A 23,685-nucleotide genomic window follows, 5' to 3' on the forward strand; every position below is an offset into this window, starting at 1 on the left:
TGTTTTCAATTTTAATCGATAAGCTCTAAAGGCCAGAATAATGGGATTAGAATTAACGATGCTAAAAATGTGATTATTAATAATGGTGTTCCAACTTTTAAATAATCCATAAATTTATAGCCACCAGCGCCCATAACCATGGCGTTTGTTGTTGTTCCCATTGGCGTCATATACGCTGTAGAGGCACTTGCTGCCACCGTCATTAAAAATGGTCTAGGCGATATACCTATACCAATTGCGGCCATATATGCTATAGGTGCCATAAGTACAGCTGTAGCTGAATTGTTTATGGTTTGACTAAAAATTGTTGTTAGTATAAAGATGCCTCCCATTAGTATTATAGGGTGGGATTCTCCAAATGTTTGAATTAAAAGGTTAGAAATTTCTTGAGCAGCTCCTGTTTTTTGAAGCGCAATACCCATTGGTATCATAGCGGCAATCATAACCACACTTACCCAACTAATGTCTTTATATGCTTTTTGTATAGGTACGCAGCCTGTTAGTAACATAATTCCTGCACATAGTAATACGGCAATGGCTCCTGGTAGCAGTTTGAAAGCTAATAATACTATCATGAGTAGCATAATACCTAAAGCGATATAGGATTTTGTGTTTAAAATATCTACGTTTTTAGACATCGCTTCGGGACTTCCTAAAATGATAAGGTTTCGATATACCGACTTTAAATCTTCTATTTTCTCCCAACTTCCTCTTATAATAAACGAGTCGCCTGCTTTAATATTAATGTTAATGTCGTCGTTTATTGGTTTGCCTTCACGTTTTACACCTAATAGTTGAATGCCTTGCTTACTAAGGTAAGTGCCTAAAGGAACGTTTTTTCCTATTAAATAAGACGTGTCTGTTACTAAAACTTCTACTAAGCCAATTTCTTGGTTGATTAACTCTTTTTTTAATTCGTTTTGATTAAATTCTGAAGGGATTACGCCTAATTTATAATCCAGAATAAAACGATCTACATCTTCAAAATTTCCTTTAACAGTAATAATATCGTGATATCTCATTTCTGTATTATGGTCGGGAAACTCTACAAATGCATGTTCTCTTTTAAGCGGTTTAGGGTGGCGTCTTCGAAGTCTAACAATAGAAATATTGTATTGGCTTTCGAAATCCCAAGTTTTAATTTGAGTGTTAATTAAGGGGGACATCGATCTAATTCTTAAGCGATACATGTTATCCCCAATACTAAACTCTTTAATCCATTTACTCATTTCTGAATTGAGATCGTCTGGCTTATTTTGTGTTTGTACTTTTGGAAGCATTTTCATGCCAAAAAATTTAAAGTACAAAATGGCTATAATTAATAACGGTACACCGATTAAAGCAAACTCAAAAAATGAAAATCCGTTTTGGTGTTGCTCTATTAAATAATCGCTTACTATAATGTTAGTAGGCGACCCTGTAAGAGTTAATAAGCCACCTGCGTTAGAGCCAAAAGCTACAGGCATTAACAATTTAGACGGTAATGTGCCAGCGCTCCATGCTGCGGTAATCGATACTGGTAGTAAGGCCGCAACCGTACCTGTATTGCTAACAAAACCAGAGAGTAAACCAGAGCCTAGCGTTACAATTACAAGTAATTTAGACGTGCTTTTGCCTGCTAGTTTTACAAATTTTTGGCCTGCAATTGCTGTCCACCCTGTTCTAGATAAGCCTTCGCCAATTATAAATAACCCTGCAATCATAATAACTGTTGGGTTACTGAACCCACTAAGGGTTTCGTCTAAATTTAAGATTCCGCTTAGAAATAAAGCTAACATCGAAATCATGGCAACAATGTCTGGGGAAAATTTTCCCCAGACAAATAAAGCTATTGTAAATGCTAATATTATGCCTAAAGTTAACATGTTTCGGGAATTAAAGATCTATAGCTAATAATGGTACTTTGGTTTGCTGACTTAAAGCTTTTGTAAGTTTACCTTCCGAAGTTACTGGTGTTTGGGCATGGTTTTTTGGTAAAATAGCAACCAGATCTATATCGTTATCTTCTACATAATTAAATAACCCATGTACAATATCGGTGTCTTCTATAAAGGCATGGTGCGAATAAAAGTTTTCTAGGTAGTAAATAATATCGTTCTCGTTTTTTTCGTCGTTTTCTGTATAGCCATAATGCTCGTCGCTATTAACCACGGTAAGTACATTTACTATAGCATTGAAACGTCTAGAAACATCTAATAAAATACCTAGCAATTTGTTGTTGTGAATTTTTTCTTTGTCAATAATCAAGGCTATCTTTTTTACACTGGTTTGGGTGTAGCCATTCGGGATAACAATAACAGGACATTTGGCAATTAGCACAAACTCCGAAGTTTTTGTTTGCAAGTTGCAAGTGTTGTAGTCTGGACATGTGCCCATAACTACTAAATCTATTGGTGTTTCGTCTTGTATGTGCAATAGTGCGTCTATCATTTTTCCTTTTACCACTACAGGTATAATGGGGTGTCTTAACGATGTGCCGAAAGCTTGTACAACTTGGTCTAATTTTTCTTTATTTTCTTCAGTGATTTCACCTTCTTCAACATGAGCTAAAATGATTTTAGCTTGGTCATCATTTTCTATAAAATGTAATGCATATTTCAGGGCATTTAGAGCTACTTCAGAAAAATCGAAAGGAACTAAAATTGTGGATATTGTTTTCATGATGAATTATTTTTATATACCAAAGTTAGAGCTTATTAAGAAGGTGGGGTATGATAAAAGTCATAGTTTTAACTTTAATTAGGATGTAATTTTGTGAAATTATGTATTTGGTTTTGAGGTGTTTGTGGTTGTGTTGGTGTGGCTAAATACTATAATGAGCTTTATGAAACGACGTCCTAAAATAATTGCTGAAAAATACATAGGTAGACTACGGTTTGTTTTGGCTTTAGTTGTAATGTGTAGTTGTAGTGTTTTTAAGTATTCTGTAATCGCTCAAACAGAAACTACACCAAAAGAATGGCAATTAAGTGCTAAGCCTAATATAAAATTGAAGTTAAATGCCTCTGCACAATTGTGGTATAGATATACTGAACTTAACCCAGGAAGCTTAGATGGTAACCAAAATTTGCAGACTAGCGATTTCGATTTATCTTTAAGACGATTGCGCTTAGGATCAAGATGGAGTGTAGGAGAGCGTTTTAAGTTTTACACTGTACTTGGCGAAAATAATTACAACAAAGCAAGCACTAAATCTCCGTTGTTAAAAGTTTTAGATTTATACGGTACCTATAAGTTTAGTGATAAAATTAATATCGCTTTAGGTAAATCTACTTGGGATGGTTTGTCGCGATACACCGCACCAGCTACAACCCGAATGTTGGCTTTAGATTTACCTTTGATTGCTCAACCCACATTAAACAAAACAGACGACGTTACTCGCAATTTAAGTGCTTTTGTGTATGGGGATTTTGGTCGGTTAAATTATAGAATTGGAATTATAGATCCGTATAGCTATTCGTACACGGGAGCTAGTAATGTTAGCCCTGCTGAAGGAATAAGTGATTTCTCTTACGATAAATTGAAACTGCAATACACGGGGTATTTCAAGTATGATTTTTTAGATAAGGAATATACTAGTGGTCCTAATTTTAACGGAACGTTTTTAGGTAGTAAACAGGTGTTGGCGTTAGGTGCAGGGTTTAAATATCAGCCAGATGCTATGTCGTTTTTACAAGAAGAAGAGTTGCAATACCACGACATGCGGTTATGGGCTGTAGATGTTTTTACAGAATTGCCATTACACTGGTCTTTTGCTCGCGCGTTTACAGGGTATGTGGGGTGTTTTAATTACGATTTTGGCCCCGATTATTTACGAAATATAGGGGTGAATAATCCAGCCTCAGGGGGCGATAATACTTATTTAAGTTTAAATGGTAAGGGCAATGCTTTCCCTGTAATGGGTACAGGAACCTCTGTGTATTGGCAATTGGGATTACTTTTAGGGCAAGAGCATACTAAAACAATTTGGAAAAACATACAAATATACAACACAGGCCAATGGAGTAATTTTGATGCCTTAAACAACAACATGTTTGCCTACAGTTTTGGGGTGAACTGGTATATTAATAACCAGAAAATGAAATTAAGTATTGGTGGGCAAAATCGTCCTGTTTTTTCAACTATTAACGATAGTAGTGTAGAAATTGATAGAAAATGGATGGGGGTTTTACAATTTCAGTATTTACTTAATTAATTTATAACACAAAAAAGCCACTCTTAATCAAGAATGGCTTTTTTAAGATGATGTTGTTATATAATTACTTTGTGGCTTTTACGCTAATTTTTAGCTCCATACCATCGTTAATAAATTTGTCTCCTAAATTGTCGAAAATCGATTTAGAACCATAATTTATGCCCCATTGGGTTCTGTCTATAGTAAATGGTTCGCTCACTAAAGTCAGTTCGTTTCCAGTTGTTGTAATTACCACAGGAAAAGATACGTTCTTTTTAATGCCTTTTAGCGATAGGTTGCCCGACAAGACGTGTTTTCCAGCTTCGTCGGTGGAAACATCTGTTACTTCAAAACCAGCACTCGGAAATTCGGTAACGTTAAAAAAGTCGCCTTCTTTGCCTTTCACAGTTCCTTTTAAGTGGGCTTCTAAATTAGTTTTTTGGTCGCCTTCAACGTCTAATGCAGTAATAGAGTTCATATCTATCACAACGGTTCCACTGGTAAGTGTACCGTCTTCAGTAGTTAAAACTCCCATATCTATTTTAACTGTACCATTGTGGGTGCCTGTTGGTTTAAACCCTTTCCATTCTATAACAGAATTCGTGGTATCTATTTTGTATTTAACCGCGGTAACTTCGCTAACAGCAACTGGTTCGGCTTCGGTAGCTTCAGTTTTTTTTGTATCGGATTTACAACTTACTTGAGCGGTAGCAATAGCAAGTATACTAAGTAATGTTATTACTCTATTTTTCATAGTTTAAAATTTATTGTTAATCATCAAATTTACTGAAATAGAATGTATCTGTAAAAAAATATAAAAAATATTTGTGACATTTTGGCAAATATCGAAACATGGCAGTACTTTTGCCGTTCATCGATAGTGTTTATTTAAATAGAAAAAGACATGAGTAAAAAAGATAATCAAGAAGAAATTCTAGACGATAATATACAAGATCAAGTAGAGGAACAAGTTGAAAACCAAACCGAAGAAAAGGAAGAGGTTTCAGCAGAAGACAGTTTGAAAGTTCAATTGAAAGAAGAAAAAGACAAGTTCCTGCGTTTATTTGCCGAGTTCGAAAACTACAAGCGACGCACGGCAAAAGAACGTGTAGAGTTATTTAAAACAGCAAACGAAGATGTTATGAAAGCCCTTTTGCCTGTAATAGATGATTTTGATCGTGCTTACAACGAAATTTCTAAAACCGAAGAAAAAGATCTTTTAAAAGGTGTAGAGCTTATCAGTAATAAATTAAAAACCGTTTTAAAAAGTAAAGGTTTAGAGCAAATTGAAGTAGAAGCAGGACATGCGTTTAATGCAGACCATCATGAAGCGATTACACAAATCCCGGCTCCAAGCGAAGATTTAAAAGGTAAAATTATAGATGTTATAGAAAAAGGGTATAAGTTAGGCGATAAAGTTGTACGCTTTCCAAAAGTGGTTATTGGGCAATAACCTAGCCTTAACAAAACTATAAACATTGCGAAATTAATAAAGGTCGAAAGTGACACACACTATGAAGAGAGATTATTACGAAATATTAGGAGTTAATAAAAATGCAACTGCTGCCGAAATTAAAAAGGCATACAGAAAGAAAGCTATAGAATTCCACCCAGACAAAAATCCAGACGATAAAGAAGCCGAAACAAAATTTAAAGAAGCAGCAGAAGCTTACGAGATTTTAAGTAACCAAGATAAAAGAGCACGTTACGATCAATTTGGTCATCAGGCTTTCGAAGGTGGCGGCGGATTTGGTGGCGGCCATATGAATATGGACGACATTTTTAGTCAGTTTGGAGATATTTTTGGAGGCGCCTTTGGTGGCGGCGGTGGTTTTTCTGGGTTCGGTGGCGGATTTGGCGGTGGTCAGCGACGTGTTAAAGGTAGTAATCTAAGAATTCGTGTGAAGCTAACTTTAGAAGAAATTGCCAATGGCGTAGAGAAAAAAGTTAAAGTAAGACGCAAAGTTCAGGCTAAAGGAACAACTTATAAAACCTGTACAACTTGTAATGGTTCTGGGCAAGTAACGCGTGTAACCAATACCATTTTAGGGCGTATGCAAACCGCAGCACCATGTACGGCTTGTGGTGGTTCAGGACAAATTATCGATAAAAAACCTAACGATGCCGATGCTCAAGGATTGGTAGTAAAAGAAGAAACGGTTTCAATAAAAATCCCTGCTGGAGTTGTAGATGGTATGCAGCTTAAAGTAACAGGAAAAGGAAACGAAGCTCCAGGAGCCAATGGCTTGTCGGGCGATCTTTTAGTTGCCATCGAAGAAGAAAACCATAGCAGCTTACAACGCGAAGGCGATAACTTACATTTCGATTTATACATAAGTTTACCAGATGCTGTACTTGGTACATCCAAAGAAATAGATACAGTTACAGGTAAGGTGCGCATAAAAATTGAAGCAGGTACACAATCGGGGAAAATTTTACGCTTACGCGGAAAAGGTATACCTAGTATTAATGGTTATGGTACAGGCGATTTGTTAGTGCATGTAAATGTGTGGACTCCAAAAACCTTAAGCAAACAACAAAAAGAATTTTTTGAATCGATGCGCGAAGACGATCATTTTAATCCTAAACCAGAAAGTTCGGATAAATCGTTTTTCGAGAAAGTAAAAGATATGTTTTCTTAAACGTATTTTAAGATTAAAAAAAATCCGTCAGCTGACGGATTTTTTTAGTTTTTATCTAATTCTAAAAAAATCTATTAAAATTTTAAGTAATTTTTAATTTAAAGTGTTATATTTGGATTATTACTAATTCACTTTAGTGATAATTTTTCTTTTTCATAGCAATTTTTTTCCCATCCTTAGGTTCATTTAAGGGTGGGTTTTGTGTTTTTAGGAATAAAGCAACAATAGGCTGTTTTTAGCAAAATAACATTTAATATATTTACAGTCGTAATTAACTAAACTAAAGCATGAGTAACATTTTAGAAGCGCATACTATTTCTAAAAAATTTGGAGATTTTACAGCGCTTAATCAAGTTTCCATTAATGTACCTAAAGGAAGTATTTTTGGTTTACTAGGTCCCAATGGTGCTGGAAAAACGACTCTAATTCGTATTATAAATCAAATAACAATGCCCGATGTTGGTTATGTTACTTTAGATGGCGAACCATTACAAAACCACCACATAAAAGATATAGGCTATTTACCAGAAGAGCGCGGGTTGTACAAATCTATGAAAGTTGGCGAGCAGGCATTGTACTTAGCGCAGTTAAAAGGTTTGAGTAAGGCCGAAGCTAAAAAGCGACTCCAATACTGGTTCGAGCGTTTAGAAATAGGCGACTGGTGGAATAAAAAAATTCAAGAGCTTTCTAAAGGTATGGCGCAAAAAATTCAGTTTGTAGTTACTGTTTTACATGCCCCCAAACTTTTAATCTTCGACGAACCATTTTCGGGTTTCGATCCTATAAATGCCAATTTAATTAAAGACGAAATTCTACGTTTGCGCGATAACGGTGCGACAGTTATTTTTTCAACTCACAGAATGGAATCTGTAGAGGAATTATGCGACCACATTGCGTTAATAAATAAATCCAATAAAATATTAGATGGTAAATTATCCGATATTAAGCGTCAATTTAAAAACAATACTTACGAAATTGGTGTAAAAACAGATCAGATAGACCATTTACATCAAGATTTAGCTCATAAATTTTCGGTGTCGCCTGCTCAATTTAAAACTATAGACCAACAGTTAAAACTTAATGTGAAATTGGCAGCCAACGAAAAGCCTAACGATTTGTTAAGTTATTTAACGACAAAAGGAGAAGTGTCTCATTTTGTAGAGTTGCTACCTAGCACAAACGATATTTTTATTCAAGCCATAAAGAATAATAGCTAAGCATGAACCATTTGCCACTTATTATAAAACGCGAATACTTAACAAAGGTTAAAAATAAGGCCTTTATAGTTATGACGATTTTAAGCCCAGTTATACTTATTGCACTTATTGCGGTAGTTGCTTATTTGTCTCAAGTTAATAACGATAAAGTTCGCACCATTGCCATTTTAGACGAAACAGGAGTGTTAGGGCAAACGTTCGAGGATACCGAAACGACTAAGTATAAAGTGTTAGAGCACATAGAACTTGAAGCGGCTAAGGTATTGGTAAGAGCAGAAGAAGATTATGGACTTTTATATGTAAGAGAACAGAGTGATGTAGATGCGATAGAAGGTGGTATTACATTTTTTTCTGAGGAGTCGCCATCGCTTTCAATCATTTCGGGTTTAGAAGGTAAGTTGGAAAAATCGTTAACCAATTTAAAACTGCTTCAAGAAGGCGTAGATCTAAATAAAATAGAATCGTCTAAAATAAAAGTAAATATAGCCCAAGAAAACTTTTCTGGCGAAACGACTTCTAAAATAGAGAGTGTTATAAAATTAGCATTTGGTGGTGCGGCAGGCTATTTATTGTTCATGTTTATAATTATTTATGGTAACATGATTATGCGCTCGGTAATTGAAGAAAAAACAAGTCGTGTTATAGAGGTAATTATCTCGTCTGTTAAGCCGATACAATTAATGTTAGGGAAAATTATAGGCACGTCGCTGGCCGGAATTACGCAGTTTATTATTTGGATTATCTTAGGAAGCGTTTTAATGTTTTTGGTAAGTTCTATTTTTGGCTTAGACATGACGCAGGTGCAAACGCCTCAACAAGAATTGGTAAAACATTCTATGAACGGGCAACCCTTAAGCGAGCAAGCACAATCTATTATAACCGCATTTTATCATTTACCAATAGCTAATTTAATTTTTGCATTTGTATTGTTTTTTATTGGTGGGTATTTGTTGTACAGCTCGATGTATGCTGCAATTGGAGCTGCGGTCGATAACGAAACCGACACGCAGCAATTCGTATTTCCGTTATTGGTACCTTTGATTTTAGCCGTTTATATCGGTTTTTTTACAGTAATAGAAGATCCTCACGGCATGGTATCTAGAGTGTTTTCGTTTATTCCGTTAACATCTCCTGTAGTTATGTTAATGCGTATTCCGTTTGGTGTACCTATTTGGGAGCAACTGCTATCGTTTTTGTTGCTTTTAGGCACATTTTTTCTAACCGTATGGTTTGCCGCCAAAATTTACAGAGTCGGGATTTTAATGTACGGAAAACGACCTACCTATAAAGAATTAATCAAGTGGATTAAATACTAAAATATCTCGTTTATTTTTAAAGTTTCCGCGTTTATAATGTTGAGATTACTTTTAGAAAACCAAAAGATCTAAAATTAAAATATTAAATTGGGTTGATATTTTTTTGATACCATGTAAAATTGATGATATGCCAAAAATTTTAATAATTGAAGATGAAGCTGCCATTAGACGGGTTTTAGTGAAAATTCTTTCCGAAGAAAATGATACTTACGAGTTGCATGAAGCCGAAGATGGTTTGCTGGGAATCGAAAAAATAAAAAACGACGATTTCGATTTGGTGCTTTGCGATATTAAAATGCCTAAAATGGATGGGGTTGAAGTTTTAGAAGCTTCAAAAATTGCTAAACCAGAAACTCCCATAGTTATGATTTCTGGCCATGGCGATCTAGATACCGCTGTGCAAACGATGCGTTTGGGAGCATTCGACTATATCTCTAAACCCCCAGATTTAAACCGATTATTAAACACAGTAAGAAATGCTTTAGATAAAAAAGATCTTGTAGTGCAAAACAAGATTTTAAAAACTAAAGTGAGTAAAAATTACGAGATGATTGGAGAAAGCAGCGCCATTTCCAATATAAAAGAGATAATCGATAAAGTGGCCCCTACAGAGGCTCGGGTGCTTATTACGGGAGGTAATGGTACAGGTAAAGAGTTGGTGGCGCACTGGCTGCACCAAAAAAGCGATCGTGCAAAAGGCCCGATGATAGAAGTAAATTGTGCTGCAATACCTAGCGAATTAATAGAAAGCGAATTGTTTGGTCATGTAAAAGGCGCTTTTACAAGTGCGAATAAAGATCGCGCTGGGAAGTTTGAAACAGCCAACGGAGGGACTATTTTTTTAGATGAAATAGGAGACATGAGCTTATCTGCCCAAGCAAAGGTTTTACGTGCCCTGCAAGAAAATAAGGTGCAAAGGGTAGGTAGCGATAAAGATATTAAAGTAGATGTTCGTGTTGTTGCTGCTACCAATAAAGACCTTAAAAAAGAAATTGAAGAAGGGCGATTTAGAGAAGATTTATATCACAGATTGGCAGTTATTTTAATTCCAGTGCCAAGTTTAAACGATAGACGCGAAGATATTCCATTATTAATAGATTATTTTTCCGATAAAATAGCAGCAGAGCACGGAACGGTTAAAAAAACATTTTCGGGTAAAGCGATCAGTTTATTACAAGATTACGACTGGACGGGTAATATAAGAGAGTTGCGTAATGTTGTAGAGCGTTTAATTATTTTAAGTAATACAGAAGTAACAGAAAGCGATGTAAAATTGTATGCAACAAAGTAAGCTTGCTGTTGAATAATAAAAAAAGCCTGAAAAGTAAAACAGTGCGTCATTCTGTGCTTGACACAGAATCTCATCATATTGAAAATCAATGATTATGAGGATCTGAAATAAATTCAGATTGACGAAAATTTAACTTTTCAGGCTTTTTTGTTTTAAGACGCATTAAATCTGCCTTAAACAGTTAATCGCTAGATGCGCATTGGTTTAATTGTGTTAAATAATTTGAAGTTAATTCTTTTAGCGTATTTAAATAATGCGATTTAATATCTTCGATACTTTTGGAAATAAGTTCGTTTTCTTCTTCGTTTTGGGTGATGTCCAAAATTTTAGATTTACAATTACAGATTTCTAAAGCCTGATTATAAACTTCAATATTAGAAAGGACAACAGCTTTGTTCTTTCCTATTAGCAATTGTTTAATTTGCTTTAATTCTTGTTCTTTTTGTGCCGCTAGTTGCAATGGGTCTAGTCCAGATGCATCTGTTTGGGCTACCATAGTAGTGTTAATTGTTGTACTTGCCGCCGAGTAGTTAGATGTGCTGCTTACAGCTGTACACTTATCTAAGGCATTCATCGTATTTTTGGCGCCTTCAATAGCACGTTTAATATAAAAGCGGCCATCTTCAAAAGTTTCAGAAGTTTCTACCTTTTCGAGAGTAATAATATTGTCGTAGGTAAGATTGTCTGCCACTTCACATTTACAAGTTTTAAATTTTTCTTGTGCGCGTTTAAAAGCTTCTAAAGACCGGTTGGCATAATATTGTAAATGCGTTAAGTTATTTGCCTCGAACGCATCTTTTACATGCGAATAGGCATAAGATAAGTCTGATTGAACATCAGAACATTGCGAAAATCCTTTAATAGATGTGCATAGAAACAATGCTACACCTAGAGCGTAGTAGTTTTTCATAGTATTTGGGGTTATAAATAGGTTAGGATAAAATTAGTAAAAAAATTAACAATACAATCTATTTTTTAGTTCGTTTTCGTAATTTACAGGTTTAGAACCCTAAAAATGATTCCGAAATTATGAAAGATATTAGTATAGATGATTATAAAATTACGTCGCAAATAAACATTAAAGATTTAAAAACAAGCGTAGATTTAGAGGCTTCAGAAAAGAAAATAGAAAAGAAATTAGAAAAAATTCGTGCAAAATTAGGCGATTTGCAAGACACCATGTATGCGCATGGTAAATACGCTGTTTTAGTGTGTTTTCAGGGGATGGATACCGCAGGAAAAGACAGTTTAATTCGCGAAGTTTTTAAAGATTTTAATGTGCGTGGTATTGTTGCCCATAGCTTTAAATCGCCAACGGCTTTAGAGTTAAAACACGATTATTTATGGAGACATTATATTGCTTTACCAGCGCGAGGTAAATTCGGAATTTTTAATCGTACGCATTACGAAAATGTTTTGGTAACTCGTGTGCATCCGCAATATGTGTTAAGCGAAAATTTACCAGATGTTACAGATATATCGGATGTTAATGACGCGTTTTGGGAGCGCAGATTTAATGAAATCAATAATTTTGAAAAGCATATAGCCGATAACGGAACCATCATTTTTAAATGTTTTTTAAATCTGTCTAAAGACGAGCAGAAGCATCGCTTGTTAAGACGATTAGATAAACCTAATAAGAATTGGAAGTTTTCTGCTGGCGATTTGAAAGAACGGGGTTTATGGGATAACTATCAGTTTTGTTACCAAGACGCTATTAATAAAACGTCTAAGCCACATGCGCCTTGGTATAATATTCCTGCCGACGATAAACCTACAGCCCGTTTAATTGTAGCCAACATTCTGTACGATACTTTAAAAGCATATACCGATATTAAAGAGCCTGAATTAGACGATAATACTAAAGACAATATTGCTAAATACAGAGCCTCGTTAGAAAATGAATGATGTCTTAACGATTAGTTTTATGATTTTTTTTAGATAGGAAAGTCGCGTTACACTTATATTTACCCATAAATTAACCTAAACATATTGTATTGTTATGAAAAAACTACTTGCCCTAATGCTTACGGTGTGGTCTTCCATTTTATTTAGTCAAACCGACGAAGCCGTTATTAAGTCAATTTATAATACGGCATTAACACAGGGTAAAAGTTACGAATGGTTAGACTATCTTTCTAATAACATAGGTGGACGACTTTCAGGGTCTTTAAATGCCGAGCGCGCTGTAGAATGGGGCGAATCGGCCTTAAAAGAATTAGGTTTAGACAACGTTTGGCTGCAACCCGTTATGGTGCCAAAATGGATAAGAGGAGCTAAAGAATATGCTTATGTAGCATCTGCTAGCGGACAAACTACTCCTGTAAATATTTGTGCTTTGGGCGGCTCTGTAGCCACACCTGCCTTAGGACTTAAATCCGAGATTGTTGAGGTTAAAAATTTTGAAGAGTTGCAACAATTGGGCGAATCTGCAATTAAAGGTAAAATTGTGTTTTATAACCGACCAATGCAAGCCGATTTAATAGATACTTTCGAAGCGTATAGCGGCTGTGTTAATCAGCGTTATAAAGGGGCGGTTGAAGCTTCAAAATTTGGTGCTGTGGGTATTATTGTAAGATCTATGTCCTTAAAAATAGATGATTTGCCACATACAGGTAGTATGACTTATGATGATTTGCCGGTTTCAAAACGAATCCCTTCTGCAGCCATTAGTACTAAAGATGCCGATTTGCTAAGTCATATGTTAAGTATAGATACATCCATTCAATTTTATTTTAAACAAAATTGTAAGCAGTTAGCAGATGTGAAATCTTATAATGTTATTGGAGAAATTACCGGTACACAATATCCAAACGACTATATTATTGTTGGCGGACATTTAGATTCGTGGGATTTAGGTGATGGTTCTCACGATGATGGCGCAGGAATAGTGCAGTCTATGGAAGTTTTGCATCTTTTTAAATCTTTAAATATTAAGCCTAAACACAGTATACGCGTTGTAATGTTTATGAACGAAGAAAACGGATTGCGTGGTGCAAACGCCTATGCCGAGGCCGCTAAGCAAAAAGGAGAAACGCATGTAGTCTCTCTAGAAAGCGATGCCGGTGGATTTACACCCAGAGGTTTTTCGTTCGATTGTACACAAAAAACTTTCGATAAAGTTTTAAGCTGGCAAGATTTGTTTAAACCGTATTTCATTCATTATTTCGAGAAAGGTCATGCAGGAGCCGATGTTGGCCCGCTTAAAACCAATACCAATGCTACTATAGGGCTGCGTCCAGATTCGCAGCGCTATTTCGATCATCATCATGCTGCTAGCGATACTTTCGATGCTGTAAATAAACGCGAACTAGAATTAGGTGGCGCTTCTATGGCGGCGTTAGTATATTTGTTTGATAAATACGGAATTTAATATGAAATGTACACTACTTCTCGGTTTTACACTTGTAACCCTATCCTTTATGAATGCCCAAAATAGTACAGACTTACCGTATTACGAACTCCCAGAATATTCAAATGCTTATACGGCAGGTACAGTAACGGGTAGGTTAATAGATGGATTAGGGTTTCGTTATTATTGGGCAACAGAAGGGTTGAGTGATACAGATTTAGAGTTTAAGTTGGGCGATGATACACGTTCTACCTTAGAAACGATGGCACATATTTACGACTTGTCTACAGTAATTAAGGATGCCGCATTGCAGGTGCCTCACACAAAAGAAACCTTAAAAAAGGCATTAACCTATTGCGAATTGCGAGCGTTAACCCTTAATAATTTAAAAACAGCTTCCGATATTTTTAAACAACAAACCGATTTGGAGGCTTTTAACATGGTGTTTAAAACACCTAATGGTAATAATACAGTGCCATTTTGGAATGCCATAAACGGCCCCGTAGCAGATGCTGTTTGGCATTGCGGGCAAATAGCTTCATTTAGGCGCGCTTCGGGAAATCCTATAAATTCAAAAGTGAATCATTTTATGGGAACGGTACAAAAGTAACCATAGCATTTTTTTGAGGTATAAGAGTAACTTTTATTATATGCAATTCCTTAACTAAAGATTAAAAAATCGTTATAAAAATCATTATTTTTGAAATCTATTTATAATGATATTATGGATTTTGCAGAAGAAAGTATAAAAGAACTGGGCTATATTCCAGTTAAAGAATCTGTTGGTGAAATAGATTATGTTGCTGAAATTAAAAAATTAAAGACAGAAAAGAATGCGGTTATCTTAGCGCATTATTATCAAGATCCAGTTATTCAGGATTTGGCAGATTACGTTGGCGATAGTTTGGGATTGTCTTATAAAGCGCAAGAAACCGAAGCTGATTTAATAGTGTTTGCTGGTGTGCATTTTATGGCTGAAACGGCCAAAATATTGAATCCGACCAAAAAAGTGGTTTTACCAGATGTAAATGCAGGTTGTTCTTTAGCAGATGCTTGTAGTGCAGAAGATTTAGCCGAATTCAAGAAGAAATATCCAGACCATATTGTTATTACTTATGTAAATACTTCGGCCGAGGTGAAGGCGATTAGCGATTTGTGTGTCACGTCGTCTAATGCAAGAAAAATTGTAGACTCGGTGCCTTTAGATCAACCAATTATTTTTGCTCCAGATCGTAATCTGGGGGCTTGGATTCAGAAAGAAACTGGTCGCGATATGGTGTTATGGGACGGTGCCTGCGTGGTACACGAAGCATTTTCGATGGATAAATTATTGGCTGTGTATAAAGAGCACCCTAAAGCCAGAATTATTGCACACCCAGAGTCGGAAGCGCATCTACTTAAAATAGCCGAGTACGTAGGGTCTACAGCAGGGTTAATTAACTATGTAAAAACCAGTCCAGCAAACGAGTTTATTGTGGCGACAGAAGTAGGGATTTTACATGAAATGCAGAAAGAAGTACCTCATAAAATTTTAATTCCAGCACCAGCTAAGGAAAATAATACCTGCGCATGTAGCGAATGTGCTTACATGAAAATGAATACCCTTCAAAAACTATATACTTGTATGAAATACGAGTTGCCAGAAATTCAGGTTGATAAAGCCATACAAGAGCGTGCCCTGTTGCCTATACAGCGCATGCTAGACATTTCATAACACACTAATGAGTAACCATACCGATTTTTTAATACTAGGTTCGGGTGTTGCTGGACTAACCACAGCCATTCGTTTAGCCCAAGCTTTGCCCAATAAAGAAATTTTAGTAGTCACTAAAGCCAATAAAAGTGAATCGAATACCAAATATGCACAAGGCGGTATAGCCGTGGTTTGGGACAAGCTTGATTCGTTCGAAGATCATATTAACGATACCTTAATTGCCGGAGAACACCATAACGATCCCGATGTGGTTAAAATGGTTATTGAAGAAGCCCCAGCTTGCATGCGCCAATTGATGGCTTGGGGTGCAGATTTTGACTATAATAAAGTTGGTGAATTCGATTTAGGTAAAGAAGGTGGGCATTCGGCCAATCGCATCATTCATCATAAAGATATTACAGGCTTAGAGGTAGAGCGTACTTTATTAGATAAAGTGGCAGGGCTTAAAAATATTAAGTTACTACCGTATCATTTTGCTATCGATTTGATTACAGATCATCAATTAGGAAAATCCGTAGCCGATAAAACCGATATAGGATGTTATGGGGCGTATATACTCAATCAAAAAACAAATGCGATAGAGCCTTACATTGCTGCGAAAACTATATTGTGTACTGGTGGCATTGGGCAGGTGTACGCTTCAACAACAAATCCGTTAATTGCCACTGGCGATGGTATAGCCATGGCGTATCGTGCCAAAGCAAATATAAAGGATATGGAATTTGTTCAGTTTCATCCTACAGCACTTTTCGAGCCCGAACAAAGTCCTTCGTTTTTAATTTCCGAAGCCGTTAGAGGTTTTGGTGCATACTTACGAAATAAAAATGGCGAACGTTTTATGTTGGCTATAGACGAGCGTGCAGAACTTGCGCCGCGCGATGTTGTTGCTAGAGCCATAGATCACGAAATAAATGCTACTGGCGAACGTTTTGTGTATTTAGATTGCACACATTTAGATTATGATGCCTTTTTAAAACATTTCCCAAATATTAACGACAAATGTCTGCAAATAGGAATTGATATTAGAAAGCACATGATTCCTGTTGTGCCAGCTTGCCATTATGCGTGTGGTGGTATAGAAGTAGATAAAAATGGATTAACCTCTATTAAAAATTTATACGCTGCTGGCGAATGCTCTAGTACGGGGCTTCACGGTGCAAACCGTCTGGCTTCAAACTCGTTATTGGAAGCTTTGGTTTATGCAAATCATATCGCCGACCATATTATTGAATTGAAGTCTGATTTAAGTGAAGCATTGATTTCTGTTCCAGATTGGAACGATGACGGAACCTCTAAACCTAAAGAACTTATTTTAATTACCCATTACAGAAACACCATTCAGCATATCATGTCCGATCTGGTTGCAATTGTGCGTACAGATAGTAAATTAAGGGAAGCTGCCAAGCATTTAAAGTATGTAGAAGATTCTACGCTGGAGCTGTATGTAGGTTCTAAATTATCGGTGCAAATTTGCGAACTTAGAAACCTTAATACCATTGCAAATTTAATTGTTATGCAATCGCAAATGCGAAAAGAAAACATGGGTGGCTTTTACAATACCGATTTATTAACAGAATAATTTTTGAGTCTTACATATTTACAAATTCGAAACCAGAAAGCGGATAGGGACGTAAGTCTATTTCGGTTTCGTTAAGCACAATGCCATGCTCTAAATACGCTTTTAAATTGGCCAGCCAAAAGGTCCATCCGTTACTGCAACCATAAAAAATTTCTAGTTTACTTTTATCGTCGTTAGGAATTTTAGTTTGTGTTAGCGTAACCAGAATAGCAGTGTCGTGTTGTTCTAAACTTACAGTTACCTCGCAAGATCCTGCAAACGAAAAGCTAACCGAGGTGTTGTTTTGCACATCTAGAATACGGCCTTCTTCTTTACCATCCCAATTGTGCCATTGCCAGACGTAGCTGTCTCCTTTTTTGATGGTACTGGAAGGAGATAATTTACTGTCTGCTCTTAAAAATTTGGCATCTTTTAAAAACCAAGCTGTAATTCCTGCTTCGGTAGTCCAACACCAAAAGAGCTGTTCTAGAGAGGCTTTAATAAATATTTTTTTAGTGAACGATTGCCAAGATAGAGAAGTCATGATGGATAGCTTTCTTATAAAGATATCAAAAAAAACGTTACCTGATTAAAGTAACGTTTGTTGTAAATGATTTATAGAGAAACTTCTATCTGATTTTTGATGATATCATCGAAGGTTTCGCGTTCACGTATTAACAAGGCCTGGTCTTTATGCCAAAGTACCTCTGCTGGTCTGTAACGGGAATTGTAGTTAGAAGACATCGAGTAACAGTAAGCGCCAGCATTTTTAAAGCACAATATGTCACCTTCATTAATTTCGTTTATTCTACGGTTATTGGCAAAAGTGTCGGTTTCGCAAATATAGCCTACTACCGAGTAGAAGCGCTCGCGTCCTTTTGGATTAGATATATTACTAATCATGTGTTGCGAACCGTATAACATCGGGCGAATTAAATGGTTAAATCCAGTGTCTATTTGAGCAAAAACGGTAGATGTAGTTTGTTTTACAACATTTACTTTGGCTAAAAATACACCAGCTTCGCTAACCAAGAATTTACCTGGCTCGAAACCTAAGGTTAATTCTTTGCCGTATTCTTTACAAAAGGCATTAAAACGCTTTGATAGCTTTGTGCCGAATTCTTCGATGTTAGTTTCGATATCACCTTCAGAATATGGTACTTTAAATCCGGAACCGAAATCTAAAAATTCTAAATCTTTAAAATGTTTAGCGGTATCGAATAAAATTTCACTAGCATATAAAAATACGTCGATATCTAAAATATCGCTTCCAGTATGCATGTGTATACCGTTAATATGCATATTGGTGTTTTCTACAATGCGTAAAATATGTGGTATTTGATGTACAGAAATACCAAATTTAGAATCGATGTGGCCTACAGAAATATTAGCATTACCACCAGCCATAACGTGTGGGTTTATACGAATACAAACAGGTACCTTTGGGTGTTTGGTTCCAAATTGTTCTAAAATAGAAAGGTTATCAATATTAATTTGTACACCAAGTTTAGATGCGATTTCAATTTCTTCTAACGAAACACCATTTGGAGTAAATATAATTTGTTCTGGCGCAAACCCTGCTTTTAGTCCGAGTTGCACTTCCTGAATAGACACAGTATCTAAGCCAGCACCAAGCGTGTGCATTAATTTTAAAATAGAAATGTTAGATAACGCTTTAACAGCATAATTTATCTTTAACTGTTTCACCTTATTAAATGCAGATGTTAAACGTTTATACTGCGACACTATTTTTTCAGAGTCATACACATACACCGGACTTCCAAAGTCGTTTGCAATTTTTAATAAAGTGTTATTATTCATTTTAAGTTAAATTAAATTCGGCGCAAATCTATAAAGTTTTTATCAGTTTAAACGGTATTATTTGTCAAAAAATCAGTAAAAAGAATAAGATATGTTTAATATGCATAATACATGTTAAAAATTATTGGTTAAAACCTATAGGATGTTTACATTTGTTTTGCAATAAATTTTATAAAGTAATGAATTTACACGAATATCAAGGAAAGGAAATTTTAAGCAGTTTTGGCGTACGTATTCAGCGTGGTATTGTAGCTCAAAATGCTCAAGAAGCGGTTGCTGCTGCAAAACAATTAACCTCTGAAACTGGAACAAGTTGGCATGTTATAAAAGCTCAGGTTCACGCTGGTGGACGTGGTAAAGGAGGCGGTGTTAAGCTTGCTAAAAATCTAAAAGATGTTGAAGAACTTGCTGGACAAATTATAGGTATGAACCTTGTAACTCCACAAACATCTGCCGAAGGTAAAAAAGTACACCAAGTATTAGTTGCTGAAGATGTTTACTATCCAGGAGAAAGTGAAACCGAAGAATATTACATGTCTGTATTACTTAACCGTGGTACTGGCCGTAATATGATTATGTATTCTACCGAAGGTGGAATGGACATTGAAACTGTTGCCGAAGAAACGCCACATTTAATTTTTACTGAAGAAATAGATCCTGCTGTTGGTATTTTACCATTTCAAGCAAGACGTGTTGCTTTTAATTTAGGTCTTTCTGGTAATGCGTTTAAAGAAATGACGAAATTCGTAACTAATTTATACACTGCTTACGTAAAATCTGATTCGTCTTTATTCGAAATTAATCCAGTTTTAAAAACAAGCGATAATAAAATTATGGCTGTAGATGCTAAAGTTACTATAGACGATAATGCACTTTACAGACATAAAGATTATACAGATTTACGCGATTTACGCGAAGAAAACCCAATAGAAGTTGAAGCTAAAGAAGTAGGTTTAAACTATGTAGATTTAGACGGAAACGTTGGTTGTATGGTTAACGGTGCTGGTTTAGCCATGGCTACTATGGATTTAATTAAGCAAGCAGGTGGAGAGCCAGCTAACTTTTTAGATGTTGGTGGTACTGCCGATGCTGCTCGTGTAGAGGCTGCTTTTAAAATTATTTTAAAAGACCCTAACGTAAAGGCTATTCTTATTAATATTTTTGGTGGAATTGTACGTTGCGACCGTGTAGCACAAGGCGTTATTGATGCTTATAAAAACATGGGAACGATTAATGTGCCAATTATTGTACGTTTACAAGGTACCAATGCAGATATAGCTAAAGAATTAATCGATAACTCTGGATTAGACGTGTTAAGCGCAACAGAATTCCAAGAGGCTGCCGATAAAGTACAAGAAGTATTAGCTTAAAATAAAAGCTAAAGCATAACTTAAAAAAAGCGTCTAATTTAAGAGTTAGACGCTTTTTTATTTGAAGACTTTTTAGGAGATTTCCCTTTGGGTGATGTCGTTTTATTAGATGTGGGTATATTGTTGGCTTTGGGTTTATCTTTCTTCTGCATTGGGCCACGTAAATGAATAATTAATCCGTTTAGGAAATTTCTTAAAATCTGGTCGCCACATTCCATGTATTTAGGATGGTCTTCTCTTCTAAAAAAAGCACCGAGTTCACTCTTGCTAATTCTAAAGTCTACCAAGGCTAAAATGCTTACAATATCTTCATCTCTTAATTTGTGTGCTACACGTAATTTTTTGAAAATATCATTATTTGTCATATTCTTAAAATTTTAATCTTATATCAATAATTTAACATAAATAGTGGTTTTAATTGTTTAAAATCTGCGTTTTAGACTTTTTTACTATTTATGCTACAAATGTAGTTTTTATTGTCGCGTTTTGGTAATATTTTTCAGTTTTTAATTTTAATTTAAATTACTGTAAATCAATGTGTTGATTGTGTTTGGTTTGCTGTTTTTAGAAATAATTTCAAGTGAATTCACTGTGTAAACACCATGTTTTTAGGGAGTTACGAAAGATGAACGTTCGAAAAATCCGATAAAGTACCATTTATTTTTCGACGAGTTACAATATATATACGATTATAAAATGCTTAATATCAGTAACTTTATAATGTTAAAATTAATCACTCCCTCTGTTATGATAAACCGTGTTGAAAAATTGAGTTTGCTATCTGAAATGATAGCTTTCGCAAAAACCGATGCCAGCATTAAATCCATAGAATATAATTTTCTTTTAGGAGTTTCTCAGCAATTAGATATTTCTAGGGAAGATTTTGAGTACTTGTTAAAACATCCTATTGCTTATAAACACGTCGCGTCTTACAGCGAGCGTATTGTGCAATTTCATAGGTTGGTTTTATTAATGAATTTGGATAACGAGAGATCTGAAAAAGAAATTATTAAGTTGTTTAACTTTGGTCTTAAAATGGGGTTAAGCCACGAGTCTATAAACAAAGTGTTATACCTTATGGATGGTTTCCCAAATAAAATTGTACCACCAGATGTGTTAATAGACATCTTTAAGGTACAATACAATTAAAATTTTTAGAATTATTTCAAGAGAAGTTAAGAGTACTTAGTTACTTAAGTGCATTTAACTTGTCTTGGTAATATTGAATTTTATCTCTGTATTTAGCGGCCAGCATAAAGTCTAATTCTTTTGCGGCGGCTTCCATGAGTTTTCTTTGTTCTCGAATATTTTTTTCTAGCTGCGGTTTGGTTAAGTATTCACTCTCTGGTTCTGCGGCTTTTTTAGCCTCTATTTCGTAATGGTAAGTACTTACCGAGTTTTTAGCCAATGCACTATCTAAACTTTTGTTTAGTGCTTTTGGTACCAAATTATGTTTGGTATTGTAATTAATTTGCTTTTCGCGCCGGTAATTGGTTTCGTCAATGGTTTTCTGCATGCTGTTGGTAATTTTATCTGCATACATAATGGCTTTACCATTTATGTTTCTTGCAGCTCGACCAACGGTTTGCGTTAACGATCTAGCCGAACGTAAAAAACCTTCTTTATCGGCATCTAAAATGGCCACAAGCGATACTTCTGGTAAATCTAATCCTTCACGAAGTAAGTTAACACCAACCAATACATCAAACAATCCCTTGCGTAAATCCTGCATAATCTCTACGCGTTCTAAGGTGTCGACATCGCTGTGTATGTAACGACAACGAATTTGGATGCGGTCTAGGTATTTGGTTAATTCTTCGGCCATGCGTTTGGTTAATGTCGTAACCAGAGTTCTTTCATCTTTCTCTACGCGTTGTTGAATTTCTTCAATTAAATCGTCTATCTGATTTAAGCTCGGGCGCACTTCTATAATCGGATCTAAAAGTCCTGTGGGACGAATAACCTGCTCGACATAAATACCGTCACTCTTTTGAAGTTCGTAATCGGCTGGAGTGGCACTAACATATATTACTTGGTTTTGCAGGGCTTCAAACTCTTCAAATTTTAAAGGTCTGTTATCCATCGCAGCAGGAAGTCTAAAACCATAATCAACCAAATTTTCTTTTCGGCTGCGGTCTCCGCCATACATGGCGTGTACCTGCGATACGGTAACATGACTTTCGTCTACAACCATTAAATAGTCGTCAGGAAAATAATCTAACAAGCAGAATGGTCTGGTGCCTGGTTGTCTGCCATCTAGATATCTCGAGTAATTTTCAATCCCAGAACAATATCCCAGTTCTCGAATCATTTCGAGATCGAATTCGGTGCGTTCTTTCAGGCGTTTCGCTTCTAAATGTTTACCGATGTCTTTAAAGTAATCATGTTGTTTCACCAAATCGTCCTGAATGTCTTTTATAGCATTTTGTAGCACTTCTGGCGATGTTACAAACATGTTTGCAGGGTAAATGTTTAAACGGTCATATCTTTCAATAATGGCATTGGTTTGCACATTAAAAGCTTCAATTTCTTCAATTTCATCTCCAAAAAAATGGATTCTAAAGGCATCATCGGCATAGCTTGGGAAAATATCTACAGTATCTCCTTTTATTCTGAAATTCCCATGATTAAATTCGGCCTCTGTTCTGGCGTACAAACTTTGCACTAAACGATGCAATAATTTAGTTCTGGAAATGACTTGATCGCGTTGTAATGAAATGACATTTTTTTGAAATTCCACAGGATTTCCAATACCATATAAGCAGGATACCGAAGCTACAACCAGCACATCGCGACGCCCTGAAAGTAGGGATGAGGTTGTGCTTAAACGTAGTTTTTCTATTTCTTCGTTAATCGATAAATCTTTTTCTATGTAGGTACCCGAAACAGGAATGTAGGCTTCTGGCTGATAATAATCGTAATACGATACAAAATATTCGACAGCATTATCTGGAAAAAATTGTTTAAACTCCGAATACAACTGTGCGGCTAAAGTTTTGTTGTGTGCCAAGACCAAAGTTGGACGTTGTACCTCTTGTATAACATTGGCTACGGTAAAGGTTTTACCCGAACCTGTTACCCCTAAGAGGGTTTGATATTTTTCGTTGGCGGTAATGCCAGCAGTTAATTGTTTGATGGCATTAGGTTGGTCGCCCGTAGGTTGGAACTCTGATTTGATTTTAAAACGCATATTGCAAATTTACGCTTTTTTATAATGCTGTAAATGTAGC

General features: G+C 35.8%; 21 protein-coding genes. 13 read left to right on the plus strand and 8 right to left on the minus strand.

The features are described 5' to 3' along the window. Positions 1 to 11 precede the first annotated feature (11 nt). Positions 12 to 1,865 (minus strand): SLC13 family permease, encoded by a 1,854-nt coding sequence (locus ACR9EA_RS04340; protein WP_435138041.1) that lies wholly within the window; start codon positions 1,863 to 1,865, stop codon positions 12 to 14. A 10-nt stretch (positions 1,866 to 1,875) separates the two neighbouring features. Beyond that, the gene (locus tag ACR9EA_RS04345; protein ID WP_435138044.1) at positions 1,876 to 2,661 is read right to left on the minus strand and encodes a universal stress protein; all 786 of its coding nucleotides are present in this window, start codon (positions 2,659 to 2,661) and stop codon (positions 1,876 to 1,878) included. Positions 2,662 to 2,824: 163 nt separating this feature from the next. On the opposite strand from ACR9EA_RS04345, the gene ACR9EA_RS04350 reads away from it, so the two are divergent. Continuing rightward, entirely contained in the window at positions 2,825 to 4,195 is a 1,371-nt protein-coding gene (locus tag ACR9EA_RS04350; RefSeq protein WP_435138047.1) for a porin, read from the plus strand. A 64-nt stretch (positions 4,196 to 4,259) separates the two neighbouring features. Here the strand turns inward: ACR9EA_RS04350 and ACR9EA_RS04355 are convergent, their stop codons facing one another. After that, a complete protein-coding gene (locus ACR9EA_RS04355) occupies positions 4,260 to 4,928 on the minus strand; it encodes a YceI family protein (RefSeq protein ID WP_435138050.1) in 669 nt (222 codons plus the stop codon). A gap of 150 nt (positions 4,929 to 5,078) precedes the next feature. Between ACR9EA_RS04355 and ACR9EA_RS04360 the strand changes: the two genes are divergently transcribed. From ACR9EA_RS04360 to ACR9EA_RS04380, 5 genes are all read left to right on the plus strand, one after another. Further along, positions 5,079 to 5,627 (plus strand): nucleotide exchange factor GrpE, encoded by a 549-nt coding sequence (locus ACR9EA_RS04360; protein ID WP_435138053.1) that lies wholly within the window; start codon positions 5,079 to 5,081, stop codon positions 5,625 to 5,627. 61 nt (positions 5,628 to 5,688) lie between these two features. Then, complete coding sequence (gene dnaJ / locus ACR9EA_RS04365) at positions 5,689 to 6,816, plus strand: molecular chaperone DnaJ (protein ID WP_435138056.1); 1,128 nt, start codon at positions 5,689 to 5,691, stop codon at positions 6,814 to 6,816. Positions 6,817 to 7,103: 287 nt separating this feature from the next. Further along, positions 7,104 to 8,033 carry an ABC transporter ATP-binding protein gene (locus ACR9EA_RS04370; protein ID WP_435138058.1) on the plus strand — a complete coding sequence of 310 codons (930 nt, stop codon included), beginning with the start codon at positions 7,104 to 7,106 and terminating at the stop codon, positions 8,031 to 8,033. Between the two features lie 2 nt (positions 8,034 to 8,035). Further along, a complete protein-coding gene (locus tag ACR9EA_RS04375; RefSeq protein ID WP_435138061.1) occupies positions 8,036 to 9,349 on the plus strand; it encodes an ABC transporter permease in 1,314 nt (437 codons plus the stop codon). A gap of 127 nt (positions 9,350 to 9,476) precedes the next feature. Beyond that, positions 9,477 to 10,640: a sigma-54-dependent transcriptional regulator gene (locus ACR9EA_RS04380; protein WP_435138064.1), complete on the plus strand. Its 1,164-nt coding sequence runs from the start codon at positions 9,477 to 9,479 to the stop codon at positions 10,638 to 10,640. A 181-nt stretch (positions 10,641 to 10,821) separates the two neighbouring features. Here the strand turns inward: ACR9EA_RS04380 and ACR9EA_RS04385 are convergent, their stop codons facing one another. After that, complete coding sequence (locus ACR9EA_RS04385) at positions 10,822 to 11,550, minus strand: hypothetical protein (protein WP_435138067.1); 729 nt, start codon at positions 11,548 to 11,550, stop codon at positions 10,822 to 10,824. 119 nt (positions 11,551 to 11,669) lie between these two features. On the opposite strand from ACR9EA_RS04385, the gene ACR9EA_RS04390 reads away from it, so the two are divergent. The 5 genes from ACR9EA_RS04390 to nadB all read left to right on the plus strand — a co-directional run bounded on the left by ACR9EA_RS04390 (position 11,670) and on the right by nadB (position 17,285). Further along, entirely contained in the window at positions 11,670 to 12,548 is an 879-nt protein-coding gene (locus tag ACR9EA_RS04390; protein ID WP_435138070.1) for a PPK2 family polyphosphate kinase, read from the plus strand. A 94-nt stretch (positions 12,549 to 12,642) separates the two neighbouring features. Next, the gene (locus ACR9EA_RS04395) at positions 12,643 to 14,013 is read left to right on the plus strand and encodes a M20/M25/M40 family metallo-hydrolase (RefSeq protein ID WP_435138073.1); all 1,371 of its coding nucleotides are present in this window, start codon (positions 12,643 to 12,645) and stop codon (positions 14,011 to 14,013) included. Between the two features lies 1 nt (position 14,014). Next, on the plus strand, positions 14,015 to 14,602 hold the full coding sequence (locus tag ACR9EA_RS04400) for a hypothetical protein (RefSeq protein ID WP_435138076.1): 588 nt from the start codon (positions 14,015 to 14,017) through the stop codon (positions 14,600 to 14,602). Between the two features lie 114 nt (positions 14,603 to 14,716). Continuing rightward, complete coding sequence (gene nadA, locus ACR9EA_RS04405) at positions 14,717 to 15,706, plus strand: quinolinate synthase NadA (protein WP_435139810.1); 990 nt, start codon at positions 14,717 to 14,719, stop codon at positions 15,704 to 15,706. Between the two features lie 7 nt (positions 15,707 to 15,713). Beyond that, complete coding sequence (gene nadB / locus ACR9EA_RS04410) at positions 15,714 to 17,285, plus strand: L-aspartate oxidase (protein WP_435138079.1); 1,572 nt, start codon at positions 15,714 to 15,716, stop codon at positions 17,283 to 17,285. A gap of 10 nt (positions 17,286 to 17,295) precedes the next feature. Here the strand turns inward: nadB and ACR9EA_RS04415 are convergent, their stop codons facing one another. Continuing rightward, complete coding sequence (locus ACR9EA_RS04415) at positions 17,296 to 17,808, minus strand: SRPBCC family protein (protein ID WP_435138081.1); 513 nt, start codon at positions 17,806 to 17,808, stop codon at positions 17,296 to 17,298. Between the two features lie 71 nt (positions 17,809 to 17,879). Further along, positions 17,880 to 19,085, minus strand: a complete 1,206-nt coding sequence (lysA, locus tag ACR9EA_RS04420; RefSeq protein ID WP_435138084.1) for a diaminopimelate decarboxylase — start codon at positions 19,083 to 19,085, stop codon at positions 17,880 to 17,882. Between the two features lie 179 nt (positions 19,086 to 19,264). Between lysA and sucC the strand changes: the two genes are divergently transcribed. Then, a complete protein-coding gene (sucC, locus tag ACR9EA_RS04425; RefSeq protein ID WP_435138087.1) occupies positions 19,265 to 20,455 on the plus strand; it encodes an ADP-forming succinate--CoA ligase subunit beta in 1,191 nt (396 codons plus the stop codon). Positions 20,456 to 20,493: 38 nt separating this feature from the next. On the opposite strand, the gene ACR9EA_RS04430 is transcribed toward sucC, so the two are convergent. Next, positions 20,494 to 20,820, minus strand: coding sequence for a DUF1456 family protein (locus ACR9EA_RS04430; protein WP_435138090.1), 327 nt, complete (start codon positions 20,818 to 20,820; stop codon positions 20,494 to 20,496). 382 nt (positions 20,821 to 21,202) lie between these two features. Here ACR9EA_RS04430 and ACR9EA_RS04435 point away from each other — a divergent pair, with 382 nt between their 5' ends. Continuing rightward, complete coding sequence (locus ACR9EA_RS04435) at positions 21,203 to 21,604, plus strand: TerB family tellurite resistance protein (protein WP_435138093.1); 402 nt, start codon at positions 21,203 to 21,205, stop codon at positions 21,602 to 21,604. 40 nt (positions 21,605 to 21,644) lie between these two features. Here the strand turns inward: ACR9EA_RS04435 and uvrB are convergent, their stop codons facing one another. Next, positions 21,645 to 23,645 (minus strand): excinuclease ABC subunit UvrB, encoded by a 2,001-nt coding sequence (gene uvrB, locus ACR9EA_RS04440; RefSeq protein WP_435138096.1) that lies wholly within the window; start codon positions 23,643 to 23,645, stop codon positions 21,645 to 21,647. Positions 23,646 to 23,685 lie beyond the last annotated feature (40 nt).

The organism is Formosa sp. A9 (assembly GCF_051200825.1).
In the GTDB taxonomy this organism is placed as follows: Bacteria; Bacteroidota; Bacteroidia; order Flavobacteriales; family Flavobacteriaceae; genus Formosa.